The sequence below is a fragment of the Macrococcus bovicus genome (assembly GCF_030376725.1).
Classification (GTDB): Bacteria; Bacillota; Bacilli; order Staphylococcales; family Staphylococcaceae; genus Macrococcus; species Macrococcus bovicus.
Genome location: NZ_CP128470.1, coordinates 584455 through 604658, shown reverse-complemented (window position 1 = coordinate 604658; position 20204 = coordinate 584455). Strand labels below are relative to the sequence as shown.

At 45.4% G+C, this 20204-nt stretch carries 23 protein-coding genes; 10 read left to right on the top strand and 13 right to left on the bottom strand.

The window, feature by feature from the left end; genetic code table 11:
- Nucleotides 1-29 precede the first annotated feature (29 nt).
- The 4 genes from lepB (QSV55_RS03605) to QSV55_RS03590 form a co-directional block, all read right to left on the bottom strand.
- Nucleotides 30-590: a signal peptidase I gene (lepB, locus tag QSV55_RS03605; protein ID WP_289650727.1), complete on the bottom strand. Its 561-nt coding sequence runs from the start codon at nucleotides 588-590 to the stop codon at nucleotides 30-32.
- A gap of 10 nt (nucleotides 591-600) precedes the next feature.
- Nucleotides 601-1083 carry a signal peptidase I gene (lepB, locus tag QSV55_RS03600; protein WP_289650726.1) on the bottom strand — a complete coding sequence of 161 codons (483 nt, stop codon included), beginning with the start codon at nucleotides 1081-1083 and terminating at the stop codon, nucleotides 601-603.
- Nucleotides 1080-1673, bottom strand: coding sequence for a TVP38/TMEM64 family protein (locus tag QSV55_RS03595; RefSeq protein WP_289650725.1), 594 nt, complete (start codon nucleotides 1671-1673; stop codon nucleotides 1080-1082). Before QSV55_RS03595 ends, lepB (QSV55_RS03600) begins: the two co-directional genes overlap by 4 nt.
- A 91-nt stretch (nucleotides 1674-1764) precedes the next feature.
- The gene (locus QSV55_RS03590; RefSeq protein ID WP_289650724.1) at nucleotides 1765-3111 is read right to left on the bottom strand and encodes a glucose-6-phosphate isomerase; all 1347 of its coding nucleotides are present in this window, start codon (nucleotides 3109-3111) and stop codon (nucleotides 1765-1767) included.
- 409 nt (nucleotides 3112-3520) lie between these two features.
- On the opposite strand from QSV55_RS03590, the gene QSV55_RS03585 reads away from it, so the two are divergent.
- Together QSV55_RS03585 and argH are read left to right on the top strand one after the other, a co-directional pair.
- Nucleotides 3521-4717, top strand: coding sequence for an argininosuccinate synthase (locus tag QSV55_RS03585; RefSeq protein ID WP_289650723.1), 1197 nt, complete (start codon nucleotides 3521-3523; stop codon nucleotides 4715-4717).
- The gene (argH, locus tag QSV55_RS03580; RefSeq protein WP_289650722.1) at nucleotides 4714-6078 is read left to right on the top strand and encodes an argininosuccinate lyase; all 1365 of its coding nucleotides are present in this window, start codon (nucleotides 4714-4716) and stop codon (nucleotides 6076-6078) included. Before QSV55_RS03585 ends, argH begins: the two co-directional genes overlap by 4 nt.
- A 15-nt stretch (nucleotides 6079-6093) precedes the next feature.
- On the opposite strand, the gene QSV55_RS03575 is transcribed toward argH, so the two are convergent.
- From QSV55_RS03575 to QSV55_RS03540, 8 genes are all read right to left on the bottom strand, one after another.
- Nucleotides 6094-7254 (bottom strand): iron-containing alcohol dehydrogenase, encoded by a 1161-nt coding sequence (locus QSV55_RS03575; RefSeq protein ID WP_289650721.1) that lies wholly within the window; start codon nucleotides 7252-7254, stop codon nucleotides 6094-6096.
- A 102-nt stretch (nucleotides 7255-7356) separates the two neighbouring features.
- The gene (locus tag QSV55_RS03570; RefSeq protein ID WP_289650720.1) at nucleotides 7357-8601 is read right to left on the bottom strand and encodes a Glu/Leu/Phe/Val family dehydrogenase; all 1245 of its coding nucleotides are present in this window, start codon (nucleotides 8599-8601) and stop codon (nucleotides 7357-7359) included.
- 102 nt (nucleotides 8602-8703) lie between these two features.
- Nucleotides 8704-9897 carry an ornithine--oxo-acid transaminase gene (locus QSV55_RS03565; protein WP_289650719.1) on the bottom strand — a complete coding sequence of 398 codons (1194 nt, stop codon included), beginning with the start codon at nucleotides 9895-9897 and terminating at the stop codon, nucleotides 8704-8706.
- Nucleotides 9898-9956: 59 nt separating this feature from the next.
- Entirely contained in the window at nucleotides 9957-11501 is a 1545-nt protein-coding gene (pruA, locus tag QSV55_RS03560) for an L-glutamate gamma-semialdehyde dehydrogenase (protein WP_289650718.1), read from the bottom strand.
- Between the two features lie 166 nt (nucleotides 11502-11667).
- Entirely contained in the window at nucleotides 11668-12033 is a 366-nt protein-coding gene (gene ygs, locus QSV55_RS03555; protein ID WP_133452372.1) for a S1 domain-containing post-transcriptional regulator Ygs, read from the bottom strand.
- A 63-nt stretch (nucleotides 12034-12096) separates the two neighbouring features.
- The gene (locus tag QSV55_RS03550; protein WP_133452373.1) at nucleotides 12097-12351 is read right to left on the bottom strand and encodes a DUF1871 domain-containing protein; all 255 of its coding nucleotides are present in this window, start codon (nucleotides 12349-12351) and stop codon (nucleotides 12097-12099) included.
- Nucleotides 12335-12541 (bottom strand): hypothetical protein, encoded by a 207-nt coding sequence (locus QSV55_RS03545; protein ID WP_133452374.1) that lies wholly within the window; start codon nucleotides 12539-12541, stop codon nucleotides 12335-12337. Before QSV55_RS03545 ends, QSV55_RS03550 begins: the two co-directional genes overlap by 17 nt.
- 98 nt (nucleotides 12542-12639) lie before the next feature.
- The gene (locus QSV55_RS03540) at nucleotides 12640-13233 is read right to left on the bottom strand and encodes a peptidylprolyl isomerase (RefSeq protein WP_133452375.1); all 594 of its coding nucleotides are present in this window, start codon (nucleotides 13231-13233) and stop codon (nucleotides 12640-12642) included.
- A 61-nt stretch (nucleotides 13234-13294) separates the two neighbouring features.
- On the opposite strand from QSV55_RS03540, the gene kapB reads away from it, so the two are divergent.
- From kapB to mnhG, 8 genes are all read left to right on the top strand, one after another.
- Entirely contained in the window at nucleotides 13295-13669 is a 375-nt protein-coding gene (gene kapB, locus QSV55_RS03535) for a sporulation phosphorelay system protein KapB (RefSeq protein WP_289650717.1), read from the top strand.
- Nucleotides 13670-13789: 120 nt separating this feature from the next.
- Nucleotides 13790-16159, top strand: a complete 2370-nt coding sequence (locus tag QSV55_RS03530; protein ID WP_289650716.1) for a Na+/H+ antiporter subunit A — start codon at nucleotides 13790-13792, stop codon at nucleotides 16157-16159.
- Entirely contained in the window at nucleotides 16140-16568 is a 429-nt protein-coding gene (locus QSV55_RS03525; RefSeq protein ID WP_133452378.1) for a Na(+)/H(+) antiporter subunit B, read from the top strand. Before QSV55_RS03530 ends, QSV55_RS03525 begins: the two co-directional genes overlap by 20 nt.
- On the top strand, nucleotides 16568-16909 hold the full coding sequence (locus QSV55_RS03520; RefSeq protein ID WP_133452379.1) for a Na(+)/H(+) antiporter subunit C: 342 nt from the start codon (nucleotides 16568-16570) through the stop codon (nucleotides 16907-16909). Before QSV55_RS03525 ends, QSV55_RS03520 begins: the two co-directional genes overlap by 1 nt.
- Complete coding sequence (locus QSV55_RS03515; RefSeq protein WP_133452380.1) at nucleotides 16899-18368, top strand: Na+/H+ antiporter subunit D; 1470 nt, start codon at nucleotides 16899-16901, stop codon at nucleotides 18366-18368. The genes QSV55_RS03520 and QSV55_RS03515 overlap by 11 nt, the downstream gene beginning before the upstream one ends.
- On the top strand, nucleotides 18368-18847 hold the full coding sequence (locus tag QSV55_RS03510) for a Na+/H+ antiporter subunit E (RefSeq protein ID WP_289650713.1): 480 nt from the start codon (nucleotides 18368-18370) through the stop codon (nucleotides 18845-18847). Before QSV55_RS03515 ends, QSV55_RS03510 begins: the two co-directional genes overlap by 1 nt.
- Nucleotides 18844-19128, top strand: a complete 285-nt coding sequence (locus QSV55_RS03505) for a Na(+)/H(+) antiporter subunit F1 (RefSeq protein WP_133452382.1) — start codon at nucleotides 18844-18846, stop codon at nucleotides 19126-19128. The genes QSV55_RS03510 and QSV55_RS03505 overlap by 4 nt, the downstream gene beginning before the upstream one ends.
- Nucleotides 19109-19450 (top strand): monovalent cation/H(+) antiporter subunit G, encoded by a 342-nt coding sequence (gene mnhG, locus QSV55_RS03500; RefSeq protein ID WP_133452383.1) that lies wholly within the window; start codon nucleotides 19109-19111, stop codon nucleotides 19448-19450. The genes QSV55_RS03505 and mnhG overlap by 20 nt, the downstream gene beginning before the upstream one ends.
- Before the next feature lie 344 nt (nucleotides 19451-19794).
- Here the strand turns inward: mnhG and QSV55_RS03495 are convergent, their stop codons facing one another.
- Complete coding sequence (locus QSV55_RS03495) at nucleotides 19795-20190, bottom strand: PaaI family thioesterase (protein ID WP_289650709.1); 396 nt, start codon at nucleotides 20188-20190, stop codon at nucleotides 19795-19797.
- Between the last annotated feature and the right edge of the window lie 14 nt (nucleotides 20191-20204).

Sequence of the window (20204 nt, the reverse complement as noted above, 5' to 3'; positions counted from 1 at the left end):
TTTATACGGGTATAAAAAGTGTCTGCTTCTTATTGAGCTGGATCAAAATTATAATGAAAGACATTGAATGGCCAGAAACGAAGGGCGACTTCACCCACGACCTGCTTCTCATCTATCAGTCCGAAATATCTGCTATCCTTACTGACTTCCCGGTTATCGCCCAGCACCAGCAATTTACCTTCAGGTATCGTATCTACTGACGGGGACGTAATATCCTTGACCGAGAAGTTCTCAGTCAATTGAACGTTGGTTTTAGATAGCTTATTTTCATCTAGGTAAGGCTCATCCACTTTTTTGCCGTTCACATAAAGGTTATCATCTTTATACATGACTTTATCGCCGCCGGTACCGATGACTCGCTTGACGTAATCATCTGTCTTGTCTGCATGGAAGACGATGACATCTCCTTTATGAATATCTCCGACTGTATAACCGATTTTATTGACGATGACTTTCTCCCCGTTTTTCAGTGTGGGATGCATCGAATCACCGTTAATCGTATAAACTAAGAATAAAAACTGATGGATGACAAAGTAAAGTGCGACTGCAACGATAATCGCAATCAGCCACTCAAAAAGCTCTTTTTTCAAACAAGACACCTCATTCATTAAATTTCAGGTCTAAGTGACCTATTACTTTACCCATAATCTCATGTTCGTTCACACAGCCAAATGTTCTTGAATCGACACTCTCTTTCAGATTATCTCCTAATACAATATAACATTTTTCAGGGACCACTTGCCCGTTATGTCCATTGATATTCAGCAGTTCCTGATAATCCGCCTGCTGTTCTGAATACCTTTCTCCGTTGACATAGAGATATTGATGATGCACTGACACATAATCATGCGGTGTTGCGACCACTCTTTTGACGAACGTCTGATCATTGACCTTGAAGAAAATAATATCATGCGTCTCAACAGGATGTATGATATCACCTATCACATTAATAAAGGCGAGCTCTCCATCCCGTAATGCAGGCTCCATCGACCGGCCGTCCACTACATACGAGGTCAGCAGAAAAGTACGAAAGATAACGAGGAAGACGAGACAACTTATCGTGTACCAGAGCCATTTCTTCATCGTCTACCACCGTGTGCGTGATAATATTCTTCTACTTTCTTACCGATGAACCACAGTGCAGCAAGTACAGCAATGACAACTACAGACTTCAGCGGCTGCGTGATAAACGACCTTAAATCGGCACCGATATAACTCAGAAGCAGTAACATCACTGCTTTACCTGTCATCGTAGCGAGGAGATAATGACGCTGTCTGATATTAGAGAGCGCACCGACTATGTTGATCAGAAAGGACGGTGTAAACGGGAAACACAGCAGGACAAAAAGCGGGATGACCCCCTGCTCATTGATGCGCCACATCATTTTCTCGACATAGGGATGACCGTTGAGTTTTTTGACGAAACGATTCTGCCCATAGCGCCTGACGATAAGAAATACCGCATAGGCACCTGTTACTGCCCCTGACCAGGTCAAGAGAAAGCCGAGAAGCAGACCGAATGCATTGACATTTACCACTGCAAAAACGACAATCGGCAGCACAGGCAGAAAGGCTTCAGCAAAAGGAAGGAAAAAGCCGAGAAGCAGTCCCCATATCGGATGCTGTTCAACCCAGAACTGCAGGGTCTCAGGAGAAAATAAATCATGAAACATGAGCTGACCCTCTTTTACGTATTTATTACTAGTTTATACTATCCGCCCAAAAATAAAAAGAAAACCGCTATACGCGGTTTTCTTATGAATATTATTGATTCAGACGTTCTTCCAGTTCCTTTTTCTTATCTTCAAATCCCGGTTTGCCGAGAAGTGCGAACATGTTCTGTTTATAGGCTTCAACACCCGGCTGATTAAATGGATTCACACCGAGCAGGTAACCGCTCATGGCACAGCTGAGTTCGAAGAAGTAGACCAGATAGCCGAATGTGAAGGCATCGAGTTTCGGCACTTCCACGACTAAGTTCGGTACACCGCCATCAGTATGGGCGAGAAGAGTCCCTTGGAACGCTTTCGTGTTAACGAAGTCCAGTGTCTCTCCCGCCAGGAAGTTCAGCCCATCCAGATCATTATCATCTTTTTCGATGGTAATGTCGGCACGTGGCGATGCTACTTTGACGACCGTCTCAAAAATATCGCGTCGACCTTCCTGGACATATTGCCCGAGTGAATGAAGGTCAGTAGAGAAATTGGCGCTTGATGGATAGATTCCTTTGAAGTCCTTCCCTTCTGATTCGCCGAATAACTGTTTCCACCATTCATTGAAATACATCAGGCTCGGTTCATAGTTGATCAGCATTTCAATTGTGTAGCCTTTGTTATACAGGATATTGCGAATCGCTGCATATTGATAACTGATATTATCTTCAAGTTCTGAACTTGACAGATCCTTACGGGCAGAAGCTGCACCTTGCATCATCTCATCAATGGAAATACCTGCAGCTGCAATCGGCAGTAAGCCTACAGCCGTCAGAACAGAGTAACGGCCGCCGACATCATCCGGCACTACAAACGTTGCATAGCCTTCTGTATCTGCCAGTGATTTAAGTGCCCCTTTCGCTTTATCAGTTGTCGCATAAATACGAGATTTAGCTTCTTCTTTACCGTATTTTTCTTCTAAAATCTTCTTGAAGATGCGGAATGCCACAGCTGGCTCTGTAGTCGTACCTGATTTAGAGATGACATTGATTGAGAAGTCCTTGCCATCAATATACTGAATCAGATCACTCACATATGTGGAAGACAGATGATGACCGACAAAGATAATCTGCGGACGACCTTCTTTCGGCGCAAAATTATCGAATGTGCCTGATAACATCTCGATAGCTGCACGGGCACCTAAATATGAACCCCCAATACCGATGACGAGCAGGATCTCACTATCTGACTTGATCTTCTCTGCTGATTCCTTGATGCGTGCAAACTCATCTTGATCATACGCCTCAGGCAGATTCACCCACCCAAGGTAGTCGCTGCCGGCACCAGAACCCTCATGAATGGTGTGGTGCGTATTTTTGACAAGATCTCTCATCTGATCCAGTTCATGCTGGCCGAGAAAGGTTAGAGCTGTTTCATAATCAAATTTGATATGTGTCATCTGAATAGCCTCCTGTAATTAATTTCCCCTTCATTTTACTTGAAACTCTCCTACTTCTCAACGAATGTAGAAAAGGAATATGTCGATTTATCAACAGATAGAGTAGTTTGAGTGGCGCGAATGGTGCCACTCAGATTGAATTCGTGCTTTGAGTGGCGCGGGTGACGCCACTCAGACAGAATCCGCGCTTTGAGTGGCGCGGGTGACGCCACTCAGACAGAATCCGTGCTTTGAGTGGCGCGATGCAACCAGTCTCCAGCCCTTATTAAAAACACCAGCTGGCCATAAAGTAATATAAATTCAAAAATATGAATAAAAATACTTTACTTCATGCAATCCACTATGTTATTCTTTTTGCATAATAACTCATAAATATAAATATTTATAAACTCACTTGGAGGTTTTAGTTATGTCAGAAAAAGTAGTACTTGCCTATTCCGGAGGTCTTGATACCAGTGTGGCCATTCAGTGGCTGGTCGAACAAGGTTACGAGGTCATCGCCTGCTGCCTCAATGTCGGCGAAAATAAAGATCTTACACTTATCAAAGAGAAAGCCCTAAAAGTCGGCGCTTCAGAATCCATCATGCTGGATAAAGTAGACACATTTGCTGATGAATATTTAAGCTATGCCATTAAAGGTAATAGCCTTTATGAACAGACTTATCCGCTGGTTTCCGCTTTAAGCCGTCCTCTCATTGCCAAGGAACTTGTTAAAGTGGCACAGGAGAAAGGCGCCGAGTACATCGCGCATGGTTGTACAGGTAAGGGTAATGACCAGGTCCGTTTTGAGGTCGCCATTCACAGCATCGATCCATCACTCAAAACACTGGCGCCTGTACGGGATTGGGGCTTCAGCAGGGAAGAAGAAATCGAGTATGCGCTCAAGCATGACATCCCTATTCCAATCGACCTTGATTCACCTTACTCCATTGACCAGAATCTCTGGGGCAGAAGCAATGAGTGCGGTATTCTGGAAGATCCTTTTGCAGAGCCGCCGGAAGATGCATATGAACTGACACAATCCATAGCAGATTCTCCCGACGAACCGTCAGTCATTGAACTGACATTTACAGCAGGCGTTCCTACGGCCATCAATGGTGAACAAATGGCGCTTCATGAACTCATTGCCAGTCTGAATAGCTTAGGGGGCATTCATGGTGTCGGGCGTATTGACCACGTGGAAAACAGATTGGTGGGTATCAAATCCCGTGAAGTTTACGAGGCACCCGGCGCCATGATTATTCTGACTGCGCATCAGGCACTCGAAACCATCACACTGACCAAGGACGTGCAGCATTTCAAGCCATATGCTGAACAGCAGTTCGCTAACCTGATCTATAACGGTCTCTATTTTTCACCCCTCAGCAAGCATCTGCAGCACTTGATCGATGATATGCAAAAATATGTGAACGGCACCGTCAGAATTAAACTTCATAAAGGCAATATGATTGTGACCGGCAGAAAAAGCGCGAACAGCCTCTATAATGAACAGCTTGCTACTTACACGAAAGCGGATACGTTTAATCAGCAGGCAAGCAGCGGCTTTATTGAAATCTATGAGCTGCCCGTCAAGCAGGCCACACAGATTTATGGTGTACAGTCATGACGGCCTGGGACGGCAGATTCACTGAAGAGATGTCAGCAGATGTTCAGGACTTCAATCAGTCAATCGATGTCGACCATGTTCTCTTTTATGAAGATATCAAAGGGAGTATCGCTCACGTGGAAATGCTTGCACAGTGCGGCATCCTGACGCACTCTGAGAAAGACCTTATCCATCAGGGTCTCAGAAGCATTGAGGCAGACTATGAAAATGGTGATGTAGTCTTTACAGCAGCGGCAGAAGATATTCATTTAAACATTGAAAAACTGCTCATTGAGAAAATCGGTCCGACTGGCGGTAAAATGCATACCGGCAGATCGCGCAATGACCAGGTCGCTACAGATATGCATCTTTATACGGTTAAAGAGGTCAATGCCATCGTCCATCTTATCGAACAGTTACAGACGACAATAACAGAGAGAGCTGAAGAGAATATAGATGTCATCATGCCCGGTTATACACACCTTCAGCGTGCACAACCTATTCTTTTCGCTCATCATATCATGTCATACTTCTGGATGTTGCAACGTGATAAAGAACGTCTGACAGACAGTCTGAAACGCATCAGTCTCTCCCCTCTCGGTGCCGGTGCCTTGGCAGGAACGACCTATCCGATTGACCAGCAAATGACACAGACGCTTCTCGGTTTCAGCGGACTCTACATGAACAGCATGGACGCGGTATCTGACCGGGATTATCTGCTGGAAACGATGAACAACCTCAATCTGATCATGATGCACCTCTCCCGCTTCAGTGAAGAGATTATTCTCTGGTGTACACATGAGTTCAATTTCATTGCTTTGAGCGATGCTTTTTCGACCGGTTCATCCATCATGCCCCAGAAGAAAAATCCGGATATGGCTGAGCTTATCAGAGGGAAGGCCGGGACAGTTGCGGGACGTTATATGGGTCTCCTGATGACGATGAAAGGCTTACCGCTTGCTTACAATAAGGATATGCAGGAAGATAAGAAGCCCTTCTTTGAAGCAGTGGCAGATACGAAGAAAAGTCTCAATATCTTTAACGGTATGATCCGCACAATGACCCTCAACAAAGAGGAGATGGCACTGAATGATTTCTCGAATGCCACAGAGTTTGCTGATTACCTGGTAACACTCGGCGTGCCCTTCAGAGAAGCGCATGCATTAACCGGCAAGCTGGTCTATTCATGTATACAGAAGAATCAGCTGCTGATGGATGTGCCGCTGGAAACCTATCGTTCCATCCATCCCTCAATCACCGAAGAAGTCTATACATTTCTCACGCCTGCTGCAGCTGTCAACAGACGTCAGAATCTGAACGGTACCGGTACAGATGCGGTACTGCAGCAAATAAAAGAAGGGAAGACGCTCATCTCACGATAGCGTCTTCCCTTCTCTTTATTCAGCTAACTTATAGATGGCGATAACGGCTTCTTTATCTAACTGATAGAAATTACCGAATGGCCCATTGAACAATGTCTTGTCTGCAAATGTCTCAAAATCATCTGCCGCAATATCAAAATCACTGAGTCTGCTCGGTGCGCCGATGGACTGCCAGTAATCTTCAAGACCTTTAATACCTGCCTCCACTTTCGCACTTTCAGATAGCTGCTGATCCACATCGAATACGTCCTCCGCAAACTGTGCAAAGCGTGCCGGTTGATGCTGACTGACATATTTCATCCAGGCCGGGAAGAGGATCGCCAGTCCTGCACCGTGCGCGATATCATGTACGGCACTGACTGCATGCTCCAGGTTATGCGTTGCCCAGTCTCCGTTGTATCCCATACGCATAAAGCCGTTTAAAGCGACCGTTGCGCCGAGCATCAATATCTCGCGTGCCTCGTAGTTATCAGGTTGCGCTAAAGCGACACGTCCTGCTGCCATGATCTCCTTCATGACACCCGCAATCATGGCATCGCCAATCGCGCTGTTGTCTGCTTCATTGAAATACTGCTCAATTAAATGGCTCATTGAATCCACGATACCATTAACCGTCTGATTCGCAGGCAATGTATACAATACTTCCGGATTCAGCAATGAGAACTTAGGGAAGACGAGCGGTGAGCCCCAGCCCAGCTTTTCATTCGTTTCCCAGTTGGTGATGACTGAGCCTGCATTCATCTCAGAACCAGTCGCGGAGATTGTCAGGATAGTTCCGAACGGGACGACTTCTGTCGGTGTGACTTGACGTGTCACGATATCCCACGGGTCATTGTCCAGCTTACTTGCAGCAGAAATCAGTTTGGTGCCGTCAATCACACTGCCGCCGCCTACTGCGAGAATAAAGTCGATGTCTTTGTCCTTAACAACCGCTACTGCTTTTTTTACGGTTGAAAGACGGGGGTTCGGTTCAATACCGCCGAATTCATATACTTCATAGTCTGCCAGCAAGTTCATGATACGTGTATGCAGGCCGGACTTCTTGATGCTGCCCCCGCCGTAAGTGACCAGGATTTTTTTGCCGTCTGTAAACTGGCTGATCATCTGGGGCAGTTTTTCGATACTGTCTTTACCGAATACGAGTTGTGTCGGATTGTAAAATGTAAATGAATTCATGATAGACCTCCTCTGTTAAGTACTTCTATTGTAGACGCTTCGCACCATTCTAAGAAATAAACTGCTCAAAAAAGAGAGGCCCCTTAGCAGGGAGCCTCTCTATTATGCCCAGCCGCGGTAACGTGCAGCTTCAGCTGTACGCTTGATACCGACGATATAAGCAGCAAGTCTCATATCAATATTTCTGGTCTGCGCGAGAGAATAGATGTTATCAAATGCTCGTACTAATTTCTCACGAAGTTTTTCGTTAACTTCTTCTTCAGTCCAGTAGTAACCTTGGTTGTTCTGTACCCATTCGAAATAAGAGACCGTTACCCCCCCAGCACTTGCCAAAACATCAGGAACCAGCAGGATGCCGCGTTCTGTCAGAATCTTCGTCGCTTCCATCGTTGTTGGACCGTTAGCCGCTTCGACAACGATTTCCGCTTTGATATCGTGTGCATTGTCCTCTGTAATCTGGTTGGAGATTGCAGCAGGGACTAAGATATCGCAGTCCAGTTCAAACAGTTCTTTGTTAGTGATTGTATCTTCAAATAGATTTGTCACTGTACCGAAGCTGTCACGACGGTCAAGTAAATAATCAATATCTAAGCCGTTCGGATCATGAAGCGCGCCATGTGCATCAGAAATAGCAATGACTTTAGCGCCTGCATCGTAAAGGAACTTCGCTAAGAAGCTACCTGCGTTACCGAAACCTTGAATGACAACACGTGAATCTTTAATTGTTTTGCCACGACGTTTTGCTGCCTCTTCAATCGCGATGACAACACCTAGTGCTGTAGAGCGGTCACGACCCTGAGAGCCACCGAGTACAATCGGTTTCCCTGTAATGAAACCTGGTGAGTTGAACTCATCCATTTTACTGTATTCATCCATCATCCACGCCATGATCTGTGAGTTTGTGAAGACGTCCGGTGCCGGAATATCTTTAGTCGGTCCTACAATCTGTGAGATTGCACGCACATAACCACGTGATAAACGCTCAACTTCATGAATACTCATCTGACGAGGGTCACAGACGATACCGCCTTTACCGCCCCCGTAAGGTAAGTCGACAATACCACATTTCAGTGTCATCCACATCGATAATGCCTTAACTTCATCTTCATCTACGTCAGGGTGGAAACGTACGCCCCCTTTAGTGGGACCCACAGCATCATTATGCTGTGCACGGTAACCTGTGAATGTCTTCACTGTCCCGTCATCCATACGAACCGGGATGCGCACAGTGAGTAAACGCATCGGCTCCTTCACTAATTCGTACATACCCTCATCAAAACCTAATTTATCAAGCGCATCCTTTATGATGATCTGTGATGATTTTACTAAGTTTTCGTGCTCTGCCATATCCTCTTCGCCTCTTTTTTCAATACTTTAGTTCTCAATTATTGTAACATATTTAATTCACAATAACAGACTTAACTCAATTTTTTTGAAAACGCTACCAATCTATTTAGCAAATACTTGTTTCACGCGTTCGAGTGCCCAGTCAAGTTCGTCTTTCGTAATGATCAGAGGCGGTGCAAAACGAATCACTGTGTCATGCGTTTCCTTACATAAGAGCCCCAGTTCTTTTAACTGTTCACAGTATGGACGTGCATTCTCAGTTAATTCAACACCGATGAAGAGTCCTTTGCCGCGTACTTCTTTGATGACTGGATTATCAATCTTCTGAAGCTCCGCTTTGAAGTATTCTCCCAGTTCAAGTGAACGTTCAGATAATTTCTCATCAACCAGTACGTCAAGTGCGGCGATGGAGACGGCACAAGCAAGCGGGTTACCACCGAATGTCGAGCCGTGTGAGCCCGCATTGAATACTTCCAGAATCTCTTTATCTGCTAATACACATGAGATCGGGAAGACACCGCCGCCGAGTGCTTTACCTAAAATATACATATCCGGTTTAACATTATCCCAGTCCGTCGCAAAAAGTTTACCTGAACGGCCAAGACCAGCCTGGATTTCGTCAGCAATGAAGAGAACATTGTTCTCATCACAGACTTCACGCACCTGTTTCAGGAAGCCGTCAGCCGGAATGTTGATACCTGCTTCACCTTGGATAGGTTCAAGTAATACGGCAGCTGTGTTCGGTGTGATGGCTGCCTTGATCTGCTCGATATCACCGAAGTCAACCAGTTTAAAGCCGCCGAGTAACGGGCCATAGCCACGCTGATACTCCGCTTCACTTGATAAAGAAACTGCTGCCATTGTACGACCATGGAAGTTGCCTTTCATCGCAATAATTTCTGCCTGATCCTTCGCAACGCCCTTGACGTCATACGCCCAGCGTCGAGCCGCTTTAATCGCGGTCTCAACTGCTTCAGCACCTGTATTCATCGGCAGTACCATATCTTTTCCTGCCAGTTTACAGATTTTTTCATACCATGGGCCGAGCTGGTCGCTATGGAATGCACGAGAAGTCAATGTGACGCGATCGGCCTGATCTTTCAATGCCTGGATGATCTTCGGATGACGGTGACCCTGGTTAACTGCTGAATAGGCAGATAACATATCCATATATTGATGGCCTTCCGGATCTTTTACCCAGACGCCTTCCGCCTCAGAAATAACGATTGGCAGTGGATGATAGTTCGGTGCGCCGTAATGATTTGTCTGTTCAATGATTTCAGATGATTTAGTCATAATTATCCCCTTTTAGTAAAACAGTAGTGCTCAATAAGCACTACTGCAGTTTTTAAGTATTAAAGCATTTCAGATGATGTACGACCTTGCATATGAAGGACTAAGTAATCAGGACCGCCCGCTTTAGAGTCTGTACCTGACATTTTGAAGCCGCCGAACGGCTGGTAGCCGACGATTGCGCCTGTACAGCCACGGTTGAAGTAAAGGTTACCGACCATAAAGTCACGGCGTGCCTCTTCAAGATGCTCACGGTTATTCGTGATAACAGCACCTGTTAAACCGTAATCTGTATTATTCGCAAATTTAATCGCTTCTGTGAAGTCTTTCGCTTTAGCGATACCGACAACTGGTCCGAAGATTTCTTCCTGCATGATGCGGTCATCGTGGTTAAGTCCGACAAAGACTGTTGGATGTACGAAGTGACCTTCTTCTTCGTCTGTTGTACCACCGACAAGCAGTTCACCTTCCTGCTTACCGATTTCAATATATTCCTTGATTTTGTTAAGAGAATTTTCATCGATGACAGGACCCATGAAGTGTTCATTTGTCTCAGGGTTACCGACTGTTAATTTTTCTGTTTTTTCTTTTACTTTAGCCACGACTTCATCATAAACATCTTCTACGATGATGACACGTGAACATGCTGAACATTTCTGACCAGAGAATCCGAATGCTGATTTAACGATAGATTCAGCTGCCAGCTCAAGATCTGCTTCTGAGTCAACAACGATTGTATCCTTACCGCCCATTTCAGCAATCACACGTTTAAGGTTCAGCTGACCTTCGTGTACTTTCGCTGCGCGTTCATAGATATGGACACCGACGTCACGTGAGCCTGTGAATGAGATGAAACGTGTATCAACATGGTCAACGATGAAGTCACCGATGTCACGTGAAGAACCAGGGATAAAGTTAACAACCCCTTTAGGCATACCCGCTTCTTCTAATACTTCCATGAATTTGTAAGCCACAACCAACGTGTTTGAAGATGGTTTAAGAAGCACTGTGTTACCTGTTACTAAAGGTGCTACAGTCGTTCCTGCCATGATGGCAAACGGGAAGTTCCAAGGTGAGATAACAACACCCACACCTAATGGAATGTAATCGTAACGGTTGAATTCACCTGGACGGCTTTCTACTTTAACACCGTCTTTAAGACGTAACATTTCACGGCCGTAGAACTCAAGGAAGTCGATTGCTTCTGCTGTATCCGCATCTGCTTCGTTCCAAGGTTTCCCTGCTTCTTTGATGAGAAGGGCTGAGAACTCCCATTTGCGGCGACGGATGATCGCAGCTGCACGGAATAAGATATCTGCACGGAATTCAGGTGCTGATGTTCTCCAGGTCTCAAACGTTTCTTTAGCCACAGCCATCGCTTGTTCAGCATGCTCCTGTGTTGCTTTAGAAATGTAACCGATTGTTTCATCTTTTTTAGATGGGTTGTATGAACGAACTTTATCTTCTGTCATGATGCGTTCGCCACCAATGATCAGTGGATAGTCCTGACCTAAGTAGTTATTAACTGTTTCAAGGCCTTTTTTCATTGCTTCCTGATTTTCTGCAACAGTAAAATCAGTAAATGGTTCATGTTTATATGGAATCATTATTGTCCCTCCTAAAATTAGGTTCATAGAAAACCCTTACATCCTTAATAATGAACAAAAAGCGTTTTACTTTCAAGTCCTTTGCAATAAATTGTGAAGAAAAATATTTATGCTTATTTCAGGTTAAACATACAAAAAAGAACATCACCCGCATTCAGTCATGTTCTCAGTATAAATCTGACTTATTGATCCATTCCGGCAGCTTCTGCCGCAGCGATTCAAAGCCAATCGTCTGTTCCTGGTTGATCTCATCCAGTACAGATTTCTTCTCTTTTTTGCGTTCCTGACGTCTGAAATAATCATTTTCTTTGAGAGTCAGATTGAGTTTCCCATCAGATGACACATCGAGCACCTTCGCCTTCACAATCTGGCCGACTGATAAGAAGACGTTTAAATTATGGATATAATCATTCATGACTTCTGAGATGTGAATCAGTCCTTCGACGTGGTCCAGTGTTTCTACAAATGCACCATATGGCTGGATGCCCGTCACCTTCACTTTGACGAACTGACCCTTATGATACTTCGTCATCTTCATCCCTCCTTTTACTCTTTTATCGACACTATCAGTGTATCATAAAGAGGTATGGATGAACTAGAGCGCGCACGTCTGATTGAGAAGATCCACCTGGTCAAGAACCCGCTCTACGTCTTCTTCTGGCGGTGCGCTCAGAAACGCGTAATCATAAATCGCCCGGATGCCTTCAATAGTTTCTGCTCTGCTCTTCTTCTGATGAATCAGTTCCATACAGTCATATATTTCCTGGTCGCCCATTGTCGGATCCTCAAGATGCATCGGATTCCAGTCTGCGAGTAGTTTATAGAGTTCAATGTTAAATTCTGCGTTCATTTTTCAGTTCCTTGTTCTCAAGTTTTCTCAGGACATCCTGCTCGAATGCTTCCATTTTTGCTTCTTCTTTTGAAGCATGATTTCTGAAATAACGGAATGTGACGTATGCCATCACCATGAATATAACCAGCGTAATGACAGCTGGGATATATTCCATTTTATTTTCCGGAAAATATAGAAATTCCATCATGATTCATCATCTCCTCATCCTTCAAAAATTATAGCACGCTATAATTAAAAAAAATCAATAAGTCATGAACATTTCATGACTTATTGATTCACTCGGATTTACTTGATGATCTCAACTTTTTCAATGACGACATCTTCAACCGGTTTATCCTGTGGTCCTACTTTGACAGCTGCAATCGCTTCTAAAACGTCAAAACCTTCGATGACCTGACCGAATACCGTATGCTTCTGGTCTAACCAAGGTGTTCCGCCTTTTTCGCCATAAGCCTCGACGATTTCTTCAGGCCAGCCTCCCTGCTTTAACTGTGATAACATTTGAGCCGGGACATCTTTCATCTGAACGATGAAGAACTGTGAACCGTTCGTATTAGGACCGGCATTTGCCATTGACAGTGCGCCGTACAGATTGAATGCTTCCATTGAGAATTCATCTTCAAAGGAATCACCGTAGATACTTTCGCCGCCCATACCTGTGCCAGTCGGGTCGCCCCCCTGGATCATGAAGTCATTGATGACGCGATGGAAAGTAATCCCCTCATAATAGCCTTTTTCGGCCAGGCCGATAAAGTTTGCGACAGTTTTTGGCGCTAGTTCAGGGAATAACTTGATTTTCATCGTTCCCATTGAAGTCACCAGATTGACTGCGCGTTCGTTTTCTGCAATTTCGTGATTTAATTGTGGAAATTGTGTCATGATGAATACTCCTTCGTGATATGATAAGTACCATAATATATTAACATAAAGGATGATGAATATGTATTATCAACTCCCCTTCAAAACAGGGCGCTATATAGTAGAAGAAATCGGCGAGCATCCGAACGGTGTCCTCGTTCAAGTACTGGCGGTCGTCCACCATCCTAAACAAGGTGACCTGCACGCACCCGGCGAGACCGACGTTTTTTTCCATGAACGAAAAGCATTAGCCTATAAGGAGAAGCGGATTGTACATCCTAACCTGCTGAAACCTCACGACGGTGAGCTTCCTGATTACAATGTTTCTCTTAAAGAGGCGGTCAGTCGTCTGGAAGACAAATTAAGAGCCGAAAACACGCCTTATCATCAGCAGGCTCTGGCAGCATTAAACAATCTGAAGGAAGAATATCGTCATTACTATCACATCATTTTTTGACATTTCTGTGAACATTCATTCGCTTTCTTCCTATTTAAGAACAGCGGATAATCCGTTATCCCCTTGTTTGAAGGCGACTCATTTTTCTGTATACTGATGACTATGCTAAGGAGGTCAAATATGCATTTGTTACAGCTCGCAGTTCTTCTGCCTTTTCTAGGTGCCGTTATCGTGCCGCTTATTTATCGTTATCTTAAAAGACTACATCCGGGATATATCGCATTATTATTTCCGGTATCAGCTGCCCTTATACTCATCAGCGCAAAATTTAGCGGTCAGGCCGTCAGCTCATTCAGCTGGATGCCGAGAATAGGACTGAACCTCGACTTTCACCTTGACGGCTTCAGTTTTTTATTTACGATGCTGATCACAGTGATCGGGACGCTTGTCGTCTTCTATTCCATTCATTATCTGGGACGTCAGGAAGCACTCGGTCATTTCTACTGTTATCTGATGCTCTTCATGGGTGCGATGCTCGGCGTTGTGCTGAGCGATAATGTCCTCGCACTCTATATGTTCTGGGAACTGACCAGTATATCAAGCTTTCTGTTGATCGCATTCTGGAATCAGAAAGAGAAGTCCATACAAGGGGCCCTGAAATCCATGCTGATCACTGTCTTTGGCGGTCTGATGCTGCTCGGTGGATTGCTGACACTGGTGGCGATCACCCATACTTTCAGCATTCGTGACATGTTTACGATGCAGGAGACCATCGCTCAATCTCCGCTGTTCCCCGTCGCACTCTGCTGCATGCTGCTTGCCGCCTTTACAAAATCAGCGCAGTTCCCGTTCTATATCTGGCTGCCGGATGCGATGGAGGCACCGACGCCTGTCAGTGCCTATCTGCACTCCGCGACAATGGTCAAAGCAGGGATCTATCTGGTGGCGCGCTTCACGCCGATTTTTGCCGTCTCAGCGCTCTGGATCTATGCGGTCACCTTTGCAGGGGCCGTGACGCTCTTCTGGGCCTCGTTCAATGCTGTAAAGCAGCGGGATTTAAAAGGGGTCCTCGCCTACAGCACCGTCAGTCAGCTCGGCCTGATGATGACCCTGCTGGGTGTCGGGGGCATCAGCCTGCATTTCCAGCATGACGAAATTTTCTATCTCAGTATTGCAGCCTGTGTTTTTCATATCTTTAACCACGCTTCATTTAAAGGGGCGCTGTTCATGGTCGTCGGAATTATCGACCATGAAACAGGAACGCGTGACCTGCGTAAGCTGTCGGGTCTTCTTCAGCTCATGCCGATCACTTTTACAGCAGCAGTCATCGGTGCACTGAGTATGGCAGGGTTGCCCCCATTTAACGGCTTCCTGTCCAAAGAGATGTTTCTATCCAGTATGTTCGACACACGTTATACGGATTTATTCAATCCACTGATGGTCTTCGTGCTGCTTGCCCTCATTATTGTCGGCAGTCTGTTCACGTTTATCTATTCAGTCAAAATGATCAAAGATGTCTTTTTCGGCGAGAGAGGCGAACTACCAGAAGGCACCCATGAGGCTCCGCTGCCGCTGCTCATTTCACCGCTTGTCCTCGTGACTATTGTTGTAGTGACCGGACTTATCCCGGGCATCCTGACACCGATGATTCAGTCAGCAAGCCATGCTATCTTAAATAAGCCGCTTCACGCTATTCATATCGTCCATTGGCATGGTTTCAATCCGGCGCTGCTGACGACACTGCTCATTGTTATTGTCGGCAGTGTCATGGTCTACTTCTATGCCAAGTGGCAGCGTGTCTATCAGCTGCAGCCTGAACACGTCACCTTTAATCATCTGTACCAGGCGACCTTGAAGAAAGCTGAAGAATTCACTTACCGGCTTAATCATCGCATCATCAAGGCAGGCAGCAGATTCCATATCATCTTGATTTTCTGTACATTGATTGTTCTGACGGCTGTCAGCTTCATCCTGCAACCTATTGATTTCGGTCAGTGGCAGCTGGCTGATATGCGTATTTATGAGATGATACTGCTCGTTATCATCCTGATTGCCACCTTGATGGTACTGAAAGCAAAATCACGTCTTTTCAGCATTATCATGCTGAGTACAATCGGTTATGCGATCGGGTTATTCTTCGTCTTCTTCAACGCGCCTGATCTGGCGTTGACACAGCTGACGATCGAGACGATTTCGACAGCCCTTTTCCTGATGTGTTTCTATCACCTGCCTAAGCTTAAGCTGTACGGTGAAACTGCCCGCTTCAAACTGAGCAATGCACTCATTGCCATCATGACAGGTATCGCCGTTACAGTCATCGGACTTGTTGCTTACGGTCATCGTTTCTATCCATCTATCAATGACTATTATATTAAGCACGTCTATGACCTGGCAGCAGGCAAGAATATGGTCAATGTCATACTCGTCGATTTCCGCGGCTTTGATACACTCTTCGAATCAACGGTGCTCGGCATTGCCGGTATCGGTATTTACACCCTGATTAAATTACGTTACAGAAAGGATGACTCGCATGAACAAACAGAGAAATGATGTCATTCTGCAGTTCAGCACGCTCGTCATCTTCTTTATCATCATCATGTTCAGTCTCTCCATCTTCCTGGGTGGTCACTATTCACCTGGAGGCGGCTTTGTGGGAGGGCTGCTGGTCTCGGGCGCACTTCTGCTGATTTTAATTGCCTATGATATTAAAACATTGAACCAGCTGCTGCCCATTGACTTCAAGAAGGTGATTGCATGGGGATTAACATTCTGCTTTATTACACCCTTTATCGCCGTCATAAAAGGTGATCCTTTCTTCAAGCACTATTATGGCGACATCCATCTTCCTGGAGTCGGTGCGATTCACTGGCACACGGCGATGTTATTTGATTTAGGTGTCATGCTTGCTGTTATCGGTACATGCATGACGATCATCCTGACGATTGGAGAGAATGAATAATGGAAGTAGTCATGATTATATTAGCCGGCATCCTCGTTGCAGCGGCCGTTTATCTGATTCTGTCCAGAAGTCTGTTACGCGTCATCATCGGTACCTCCATTCTGACGCATGCCGTCAATCTGCTCCTATTGTCCATGGGCGGCCTGAAAGAAGGGGCGATCCCGATATACGGTAAGGAGATCAAACGATATGTCGACCCTATTCCTCAGGCGCTGATACTGACAGCTATCGTCATCAGTTTCGCTATTACAGCTTTTATACTCGTTCTGGCGTTTCGAAGCTACAAAGAACTCGGTACAGATAATCTAGAAGAAATGCGAGGTGTTCCAGATGAGCAATAGTCTCGTGTTACCTATCGTCATCCCTGCTATCATCTCAATCATTCTGATATTTCTGGGCAAACAAGCCCTGACAAAAAGAATGGTCGTCTTTGCAGGTGCGCTGATCACACTCATCTGTGCGAGCTTTAACCTCTGGAATGTGATGCAGCATGGCATTCAGTTTGTTGAGCTCGGCGACTGGCCTGTACCCTACAGCATAACGCTTACTGTCGACTATCTGTCAGCCGCCTTTGTCTTTACTACGTCACTCTTGATGATATTCATCATCGTCTACTCCTACCAATCCATCTCATTTGAAAGAGAACGTTATTATTACTACTCTTCACTGATGTTCATGCTGGCAGGATTGAACGGTGCATTCTCAACAGGTGATATCTTCAATCTGTTCGTTTTCTTTGAAGTCTTTCTCATGAGTTCTTACGTTCTCATGATTATCGGCGGCACAAAGATTCAGCTGCAGGAAAGTATCAAATATATTCTGGTCAATGTCATTTCATCCTCATTCTTTGTATTAGCAGTGGCCATGCTTTACTCAGTTGTCGGTTCATTGAATATGGCTGATATCAGCGTTAAACTGGCCGGGTTGGAAGATCATTCAATTATCACGATCTGTGCGATTCTCTTCATCTTTGTCTTTGCAACTAAAGCCGGTATGTTCCCGCTTTACTTCTGGCTGCCGGGTGCTTATTATGCACCGCCGATAGCCATATTAACGACATTCGGGGCCCTGCTGACCAAAGTGGGGGTCTATGCCATCATGAGAACATATTCTCTTTTCTTCCCGACGGAAACAGTGGGCCATATTCTTCTCGTCCTTGCACTCCTGACTATCATAGCAGGCTGTATAGGGGCCCTTGCTTACCGCGATATGAAGAAAATCATCATCTATAACATCATGATAGCGATCGGCGTCATTATCGCAGGGGTCAGTCTCCTGACAGTCGATGGGATGCTTGGCGCGATTTACTATGTGTTTCATGACATCATCATCAAAGCTGCCCTCTTTATGCTCGTTGGTGTCATCATCCGCATTACAGGTGAGACAGCGTTCGATAAGACTGGCGGACTGATAAAGCAGTATCCACTGCTCGGCTGGACCTTCTTCATTGCCGCCTTGTCGCTCGCCGGTATACCTCCGCTCAGCGGATTTTACGGCAAGTATTATATCGTCAAGGCACTCTTACAGGAACAGCATGTCATCTCTGCCATCATTATTCTGCTGAGTAGTCTCGTCGTACTCTACTCGGTCATCAGGATCTTCATTAATGTCTTCTGGGGCAGACCAGGTGCCCTGATCCAGCATCCACCTTATATGAAAATGATGGTGGTCAGTTTACTCGTAACGATGCTGGCAGTTGCCTTCGGGTTTTATGCCGACTCTCTGTTCCCGCTGTTTCATCAGGCTGCAGTCACTCTGACAGATCCATCTGAATACACGAAGATACTGGAGGTGAAGTAATGGCTATACAAGCGTTGATCAATATACTTCTCACTGTATTATGGTGTCTGATCACATTATCATTTTCATTCGGCAATATCCTGCTCGGTTACCTTTTCGGCCTTTTCGCTGTTTATGTCATGCGTAAGTTTCTGCCAGGACGCTTCTATTTAAGACCGTTTGTTAAAGCGCTGCGATTAGGTGTTGTATTCCTGATCGAATTATTTAAGGCTAATCTTGATGTACTGAAAATTGTACTAAGCAAGAAAATCGATATCAAGCCAGCCTTCTTTGCTTATCCGACGGAACTCACGAAAGACTGGGAGATCTCTCTGCTGTCACTTCTGATTACCTTGACACCGGGAACAGTCGTGACGGCAGTCAGTGATGATAAGAAGACGCTGTATATTCACGCGCTAGATTTCTCGAATCTCGAAGATGAAATAGAAGGCATTCGTACTTCATTTGAAGCGGCTATTAAGGAGGTCGGTGTAAGATGAATTATATTGCAGCAATCGGTCTCGTCATCGTCTCAATCAGTATACTCGGCTTTCTGTATCGCGCGATAAAAGGACCGTCGATGGCTGACCGCGTCGTAGCGCTTGATGCAATCGGTATCGCGCTCATGGCAGTCATCGCCCTCTTCTCGATCATATTGAATACGCAGTACTTTATCAGTATCATCATGTTGCTAGCTGTCCTATCGTTTCTCGGCACGGTGTCGTTTGCTAAATTCATGGATAAAGGAGAGATCATAGAATATGAACGAGATGATTCTTAATATCATTGCTGCCGTCTTAATTATGATCGGTTCATTACTGAGCCTGGTCGCTTCCATCGGTTTATTCCGCTTACCCGATGTCTATACGCGGGCCCATGCCGCAAGTAAGGCAGCGACCCTCGGGGTTATGTTTGTGATGAGCGGCGTTATGTTCTTCTTCCTGGCACGAGACCATTTCTTTCAGCCGGCATTGCTGCTGGCGATCCTGTTCATCTTTATGACCGGCCCGATCGGTGGTCATCTGCTGATGCGGACAGCTTATCACAACGGTGTCAAATATACAGATCAGACCGTACGTGATGACTTGAAGGAAGCAGAATAGAAAGTGGTTCTTGCGGAGTTATGAGCGATAAACTTCTGTTGTCGCTCATAACTAGGGGTCCGGTGTCTTTGCGCGGAGTTATGAGCGATAAATCTTAATTATCGCTCATAACTCGGGGACCCTATGTCTTTGCGCGGAGTTATGAGCGATAAACCTTAATTGTCGCTCATAACTAGGGGGCCTGGTGTCTTTGCGCGGAGTTATGAGCGATAAATCTTAATTATCGCTCATAACTAGGGTGCCCGATATCTTTTCACTGAGTTATGAGCGATAAACCTTAATTGGCGGACACAACGACCATCCCAATAAAAAATGCGATTCACCATCCCGGTGAATCGCATTTTTTATCTTTTCTCTTTTACAGCTATGGTACAGCGGGCTATCGATACTAAACGTTCCTCCGCTGTCACGCGAACTTCCCACACTTGAGTGGATTTCCCGTGATGCAACACAGTCGCTCGCGCATACACACGTCCTGCTCTTACAGAAGAAATATGATTCGCATTGATTTCAAGTCCGAAAGCAAGCGAATGGTTCAAGTCTATCAGGTCTGCTGCACCTAATGATGCGGCAGTCTCACATAATGCCACTGTCGCGCCGCCGTGCAGATAACCGAAGGGCTGTCTGACTTTATCGGTGACAGGCATGCTGATACAAAGTTCACCTGGCTGTCTCTCTTCCAGTTGCATCTCAAAGTTCGAGAGCATATTCTGCTGTTCAAATAAAGCTTCAAAATCCATCTTCTCACCTCAAC

Excerpts from the sequence above, each read along its gene's own strand:
- QSV55_RS03585 (WP_289650723.1), top strand. The coding sequence starts at position 3,521 with ATGTCAGAAAAAGTAGTACTTGCCTATTCCGGAGGTCTTGATACCAGT.
- QSV55_RS03595 (WP_289650725.1), bottom strand. The coding sequence starts at position 1,673 with ATGTTTCATGATTTATTTTCTCCTGAGACCCTGCAGTTCTGGGTTGAA.
- QSV55_RS03540 (WP_133452375.1), bottom strand. The coding sequence starts at position 13,233 with ATGACACAATTTCCACAATTAAATCACGAAATTGCAGAAAACGAACGC.
- lepB (WP_289650726.1), bottom strand. The coding sequence starts at position 1,083 with ATGAAGAAATGGCTCTGGTACACGATAAGTTGTCTCGTCTTCCTCGTT.
- QSV55_RS03495 (WP_289650709.1), bottom strand. The coding sequence starts at position 20,190 with ATGGATTTTGAAGCTTTATTTGAACAGCAGAATATGCTCTCGAACTTT.
- QSV55_RS03505 (WP_133452382.1), top strand. The coding sequence starts at position 18,844 with ATGAATTATATTGCAGCAATCGGTCTCGTCATCGTCTCAATCAGTATA.
- QSV55_RS03530 (WP_289650716.1), top strand. The coding sequence starts at position 13,790 with ATGCATTTGTTACAGCTCGCAGTTCTTCTGCCTTTTCTAGGTGCCGTT.
- pruA (WP_289650718.1), bottom strand. The coding sequence starts at position 11,501 with ATGATTCCATATAAACATGAACCATTTACTGATTTTACTGTTGCAGAA.
- QSV55_RS03570 (WP_289650720.1), bottom strand. The coding sequence starts at position 8,601 with ATGGCAGAGCACGAAAACTTAGTAAAATCATCACAGATCATCATAAAG.
- QSV55_RS03525 (WP_133452378.1), top strand. The coding sequence starts at position 16,140 with ATGAACAAACAGAGAAATGATGTCATTCTGCAGTTCAGCACGCTCGTC.
- ygs (WP_133452372.1), bottom strand. The coding sequence starts at position 12,033 with ATGACGAAGTATCATAAGGGTCAGTTCGTCAAAGTGAAGGTGACGGGC.
- QSV55_RS03575 (WP_289650721.1), bottom strand. The coding sequence starts at position 7,254 with ATGAATTCATTTACATTTTACAATCCGACACAACTCGTATTCGGTAAA.
- QSV55_RS03590 (WP_289650724.1), bottom strand. The coding sequence starts at position 3,111 with ATGACACATATCAAATTTGATTATGAAACAGCTCTAACCTTTCTCGGC.
- QSV55_RS03565 (WP_289650719.1), bottom strand. The coding sequence starts at position 9,897 with ATGACTAAATCATCTGAAATCATTGAACAGACAAATCATTACGGCGCA.
- QSV55_RS03510 (WP_289650713.1), top strand. The coding sequence starts at position 18,368 with ATGGCTATACAAGCGTTGATCAATATACTTCTCACTGTATTATGGTGT.
- mnhG (WP_133452383.1), top strand. The coding sequence starts at position 19,109 with ATGAACGAGATGATTCTTAATATCATTGCTGCCGTCTTAATTATGATC.
- QSV55_RS03545 (WP_133452374.1), bottom strand. The coding sequence starts at position 12,541 with ATGATGGAATTTCTATATTTTCCGGAAAATAAAATGGAATATATCCCA.
- QSV55_RS03515 (WP_133452380.1), top strand. The coding sequence starts at position 16,899 with ATGAGCAATAGTCTCGTGTTACCTATCGTCATCCCTGCTATCATCTCA.
- QSV55_RS03520 (WP_133452379.1), top strand. The coding sequence starts at position 16,568 with ATGGAAGTAGTCATGATTATATTAGCCGGCATCCTCGTTGCAGCGGCC.
- QSV55_RS03550 (WP_133452373.1), bottom strand. The coding sequence starts at position 12,351 with ATGAACGCAGAATTTAACATTGAACTCTATAAACTACTCGCAGACTGG.
- argH (WP_289650722.1), top strand. The coding sequence starts at position 4,714 with ATGACGGCCTGGGACGGCAGATTCACTGAAGAGATGTCAGCAGATGTT.
- kapB (WP_289650717.1), top strand. The coding sequence starts at position 13,295 with ATGTATTATCAACTCCCCTTCAAAACAGGGCGCTATATAGTAGAAGAA.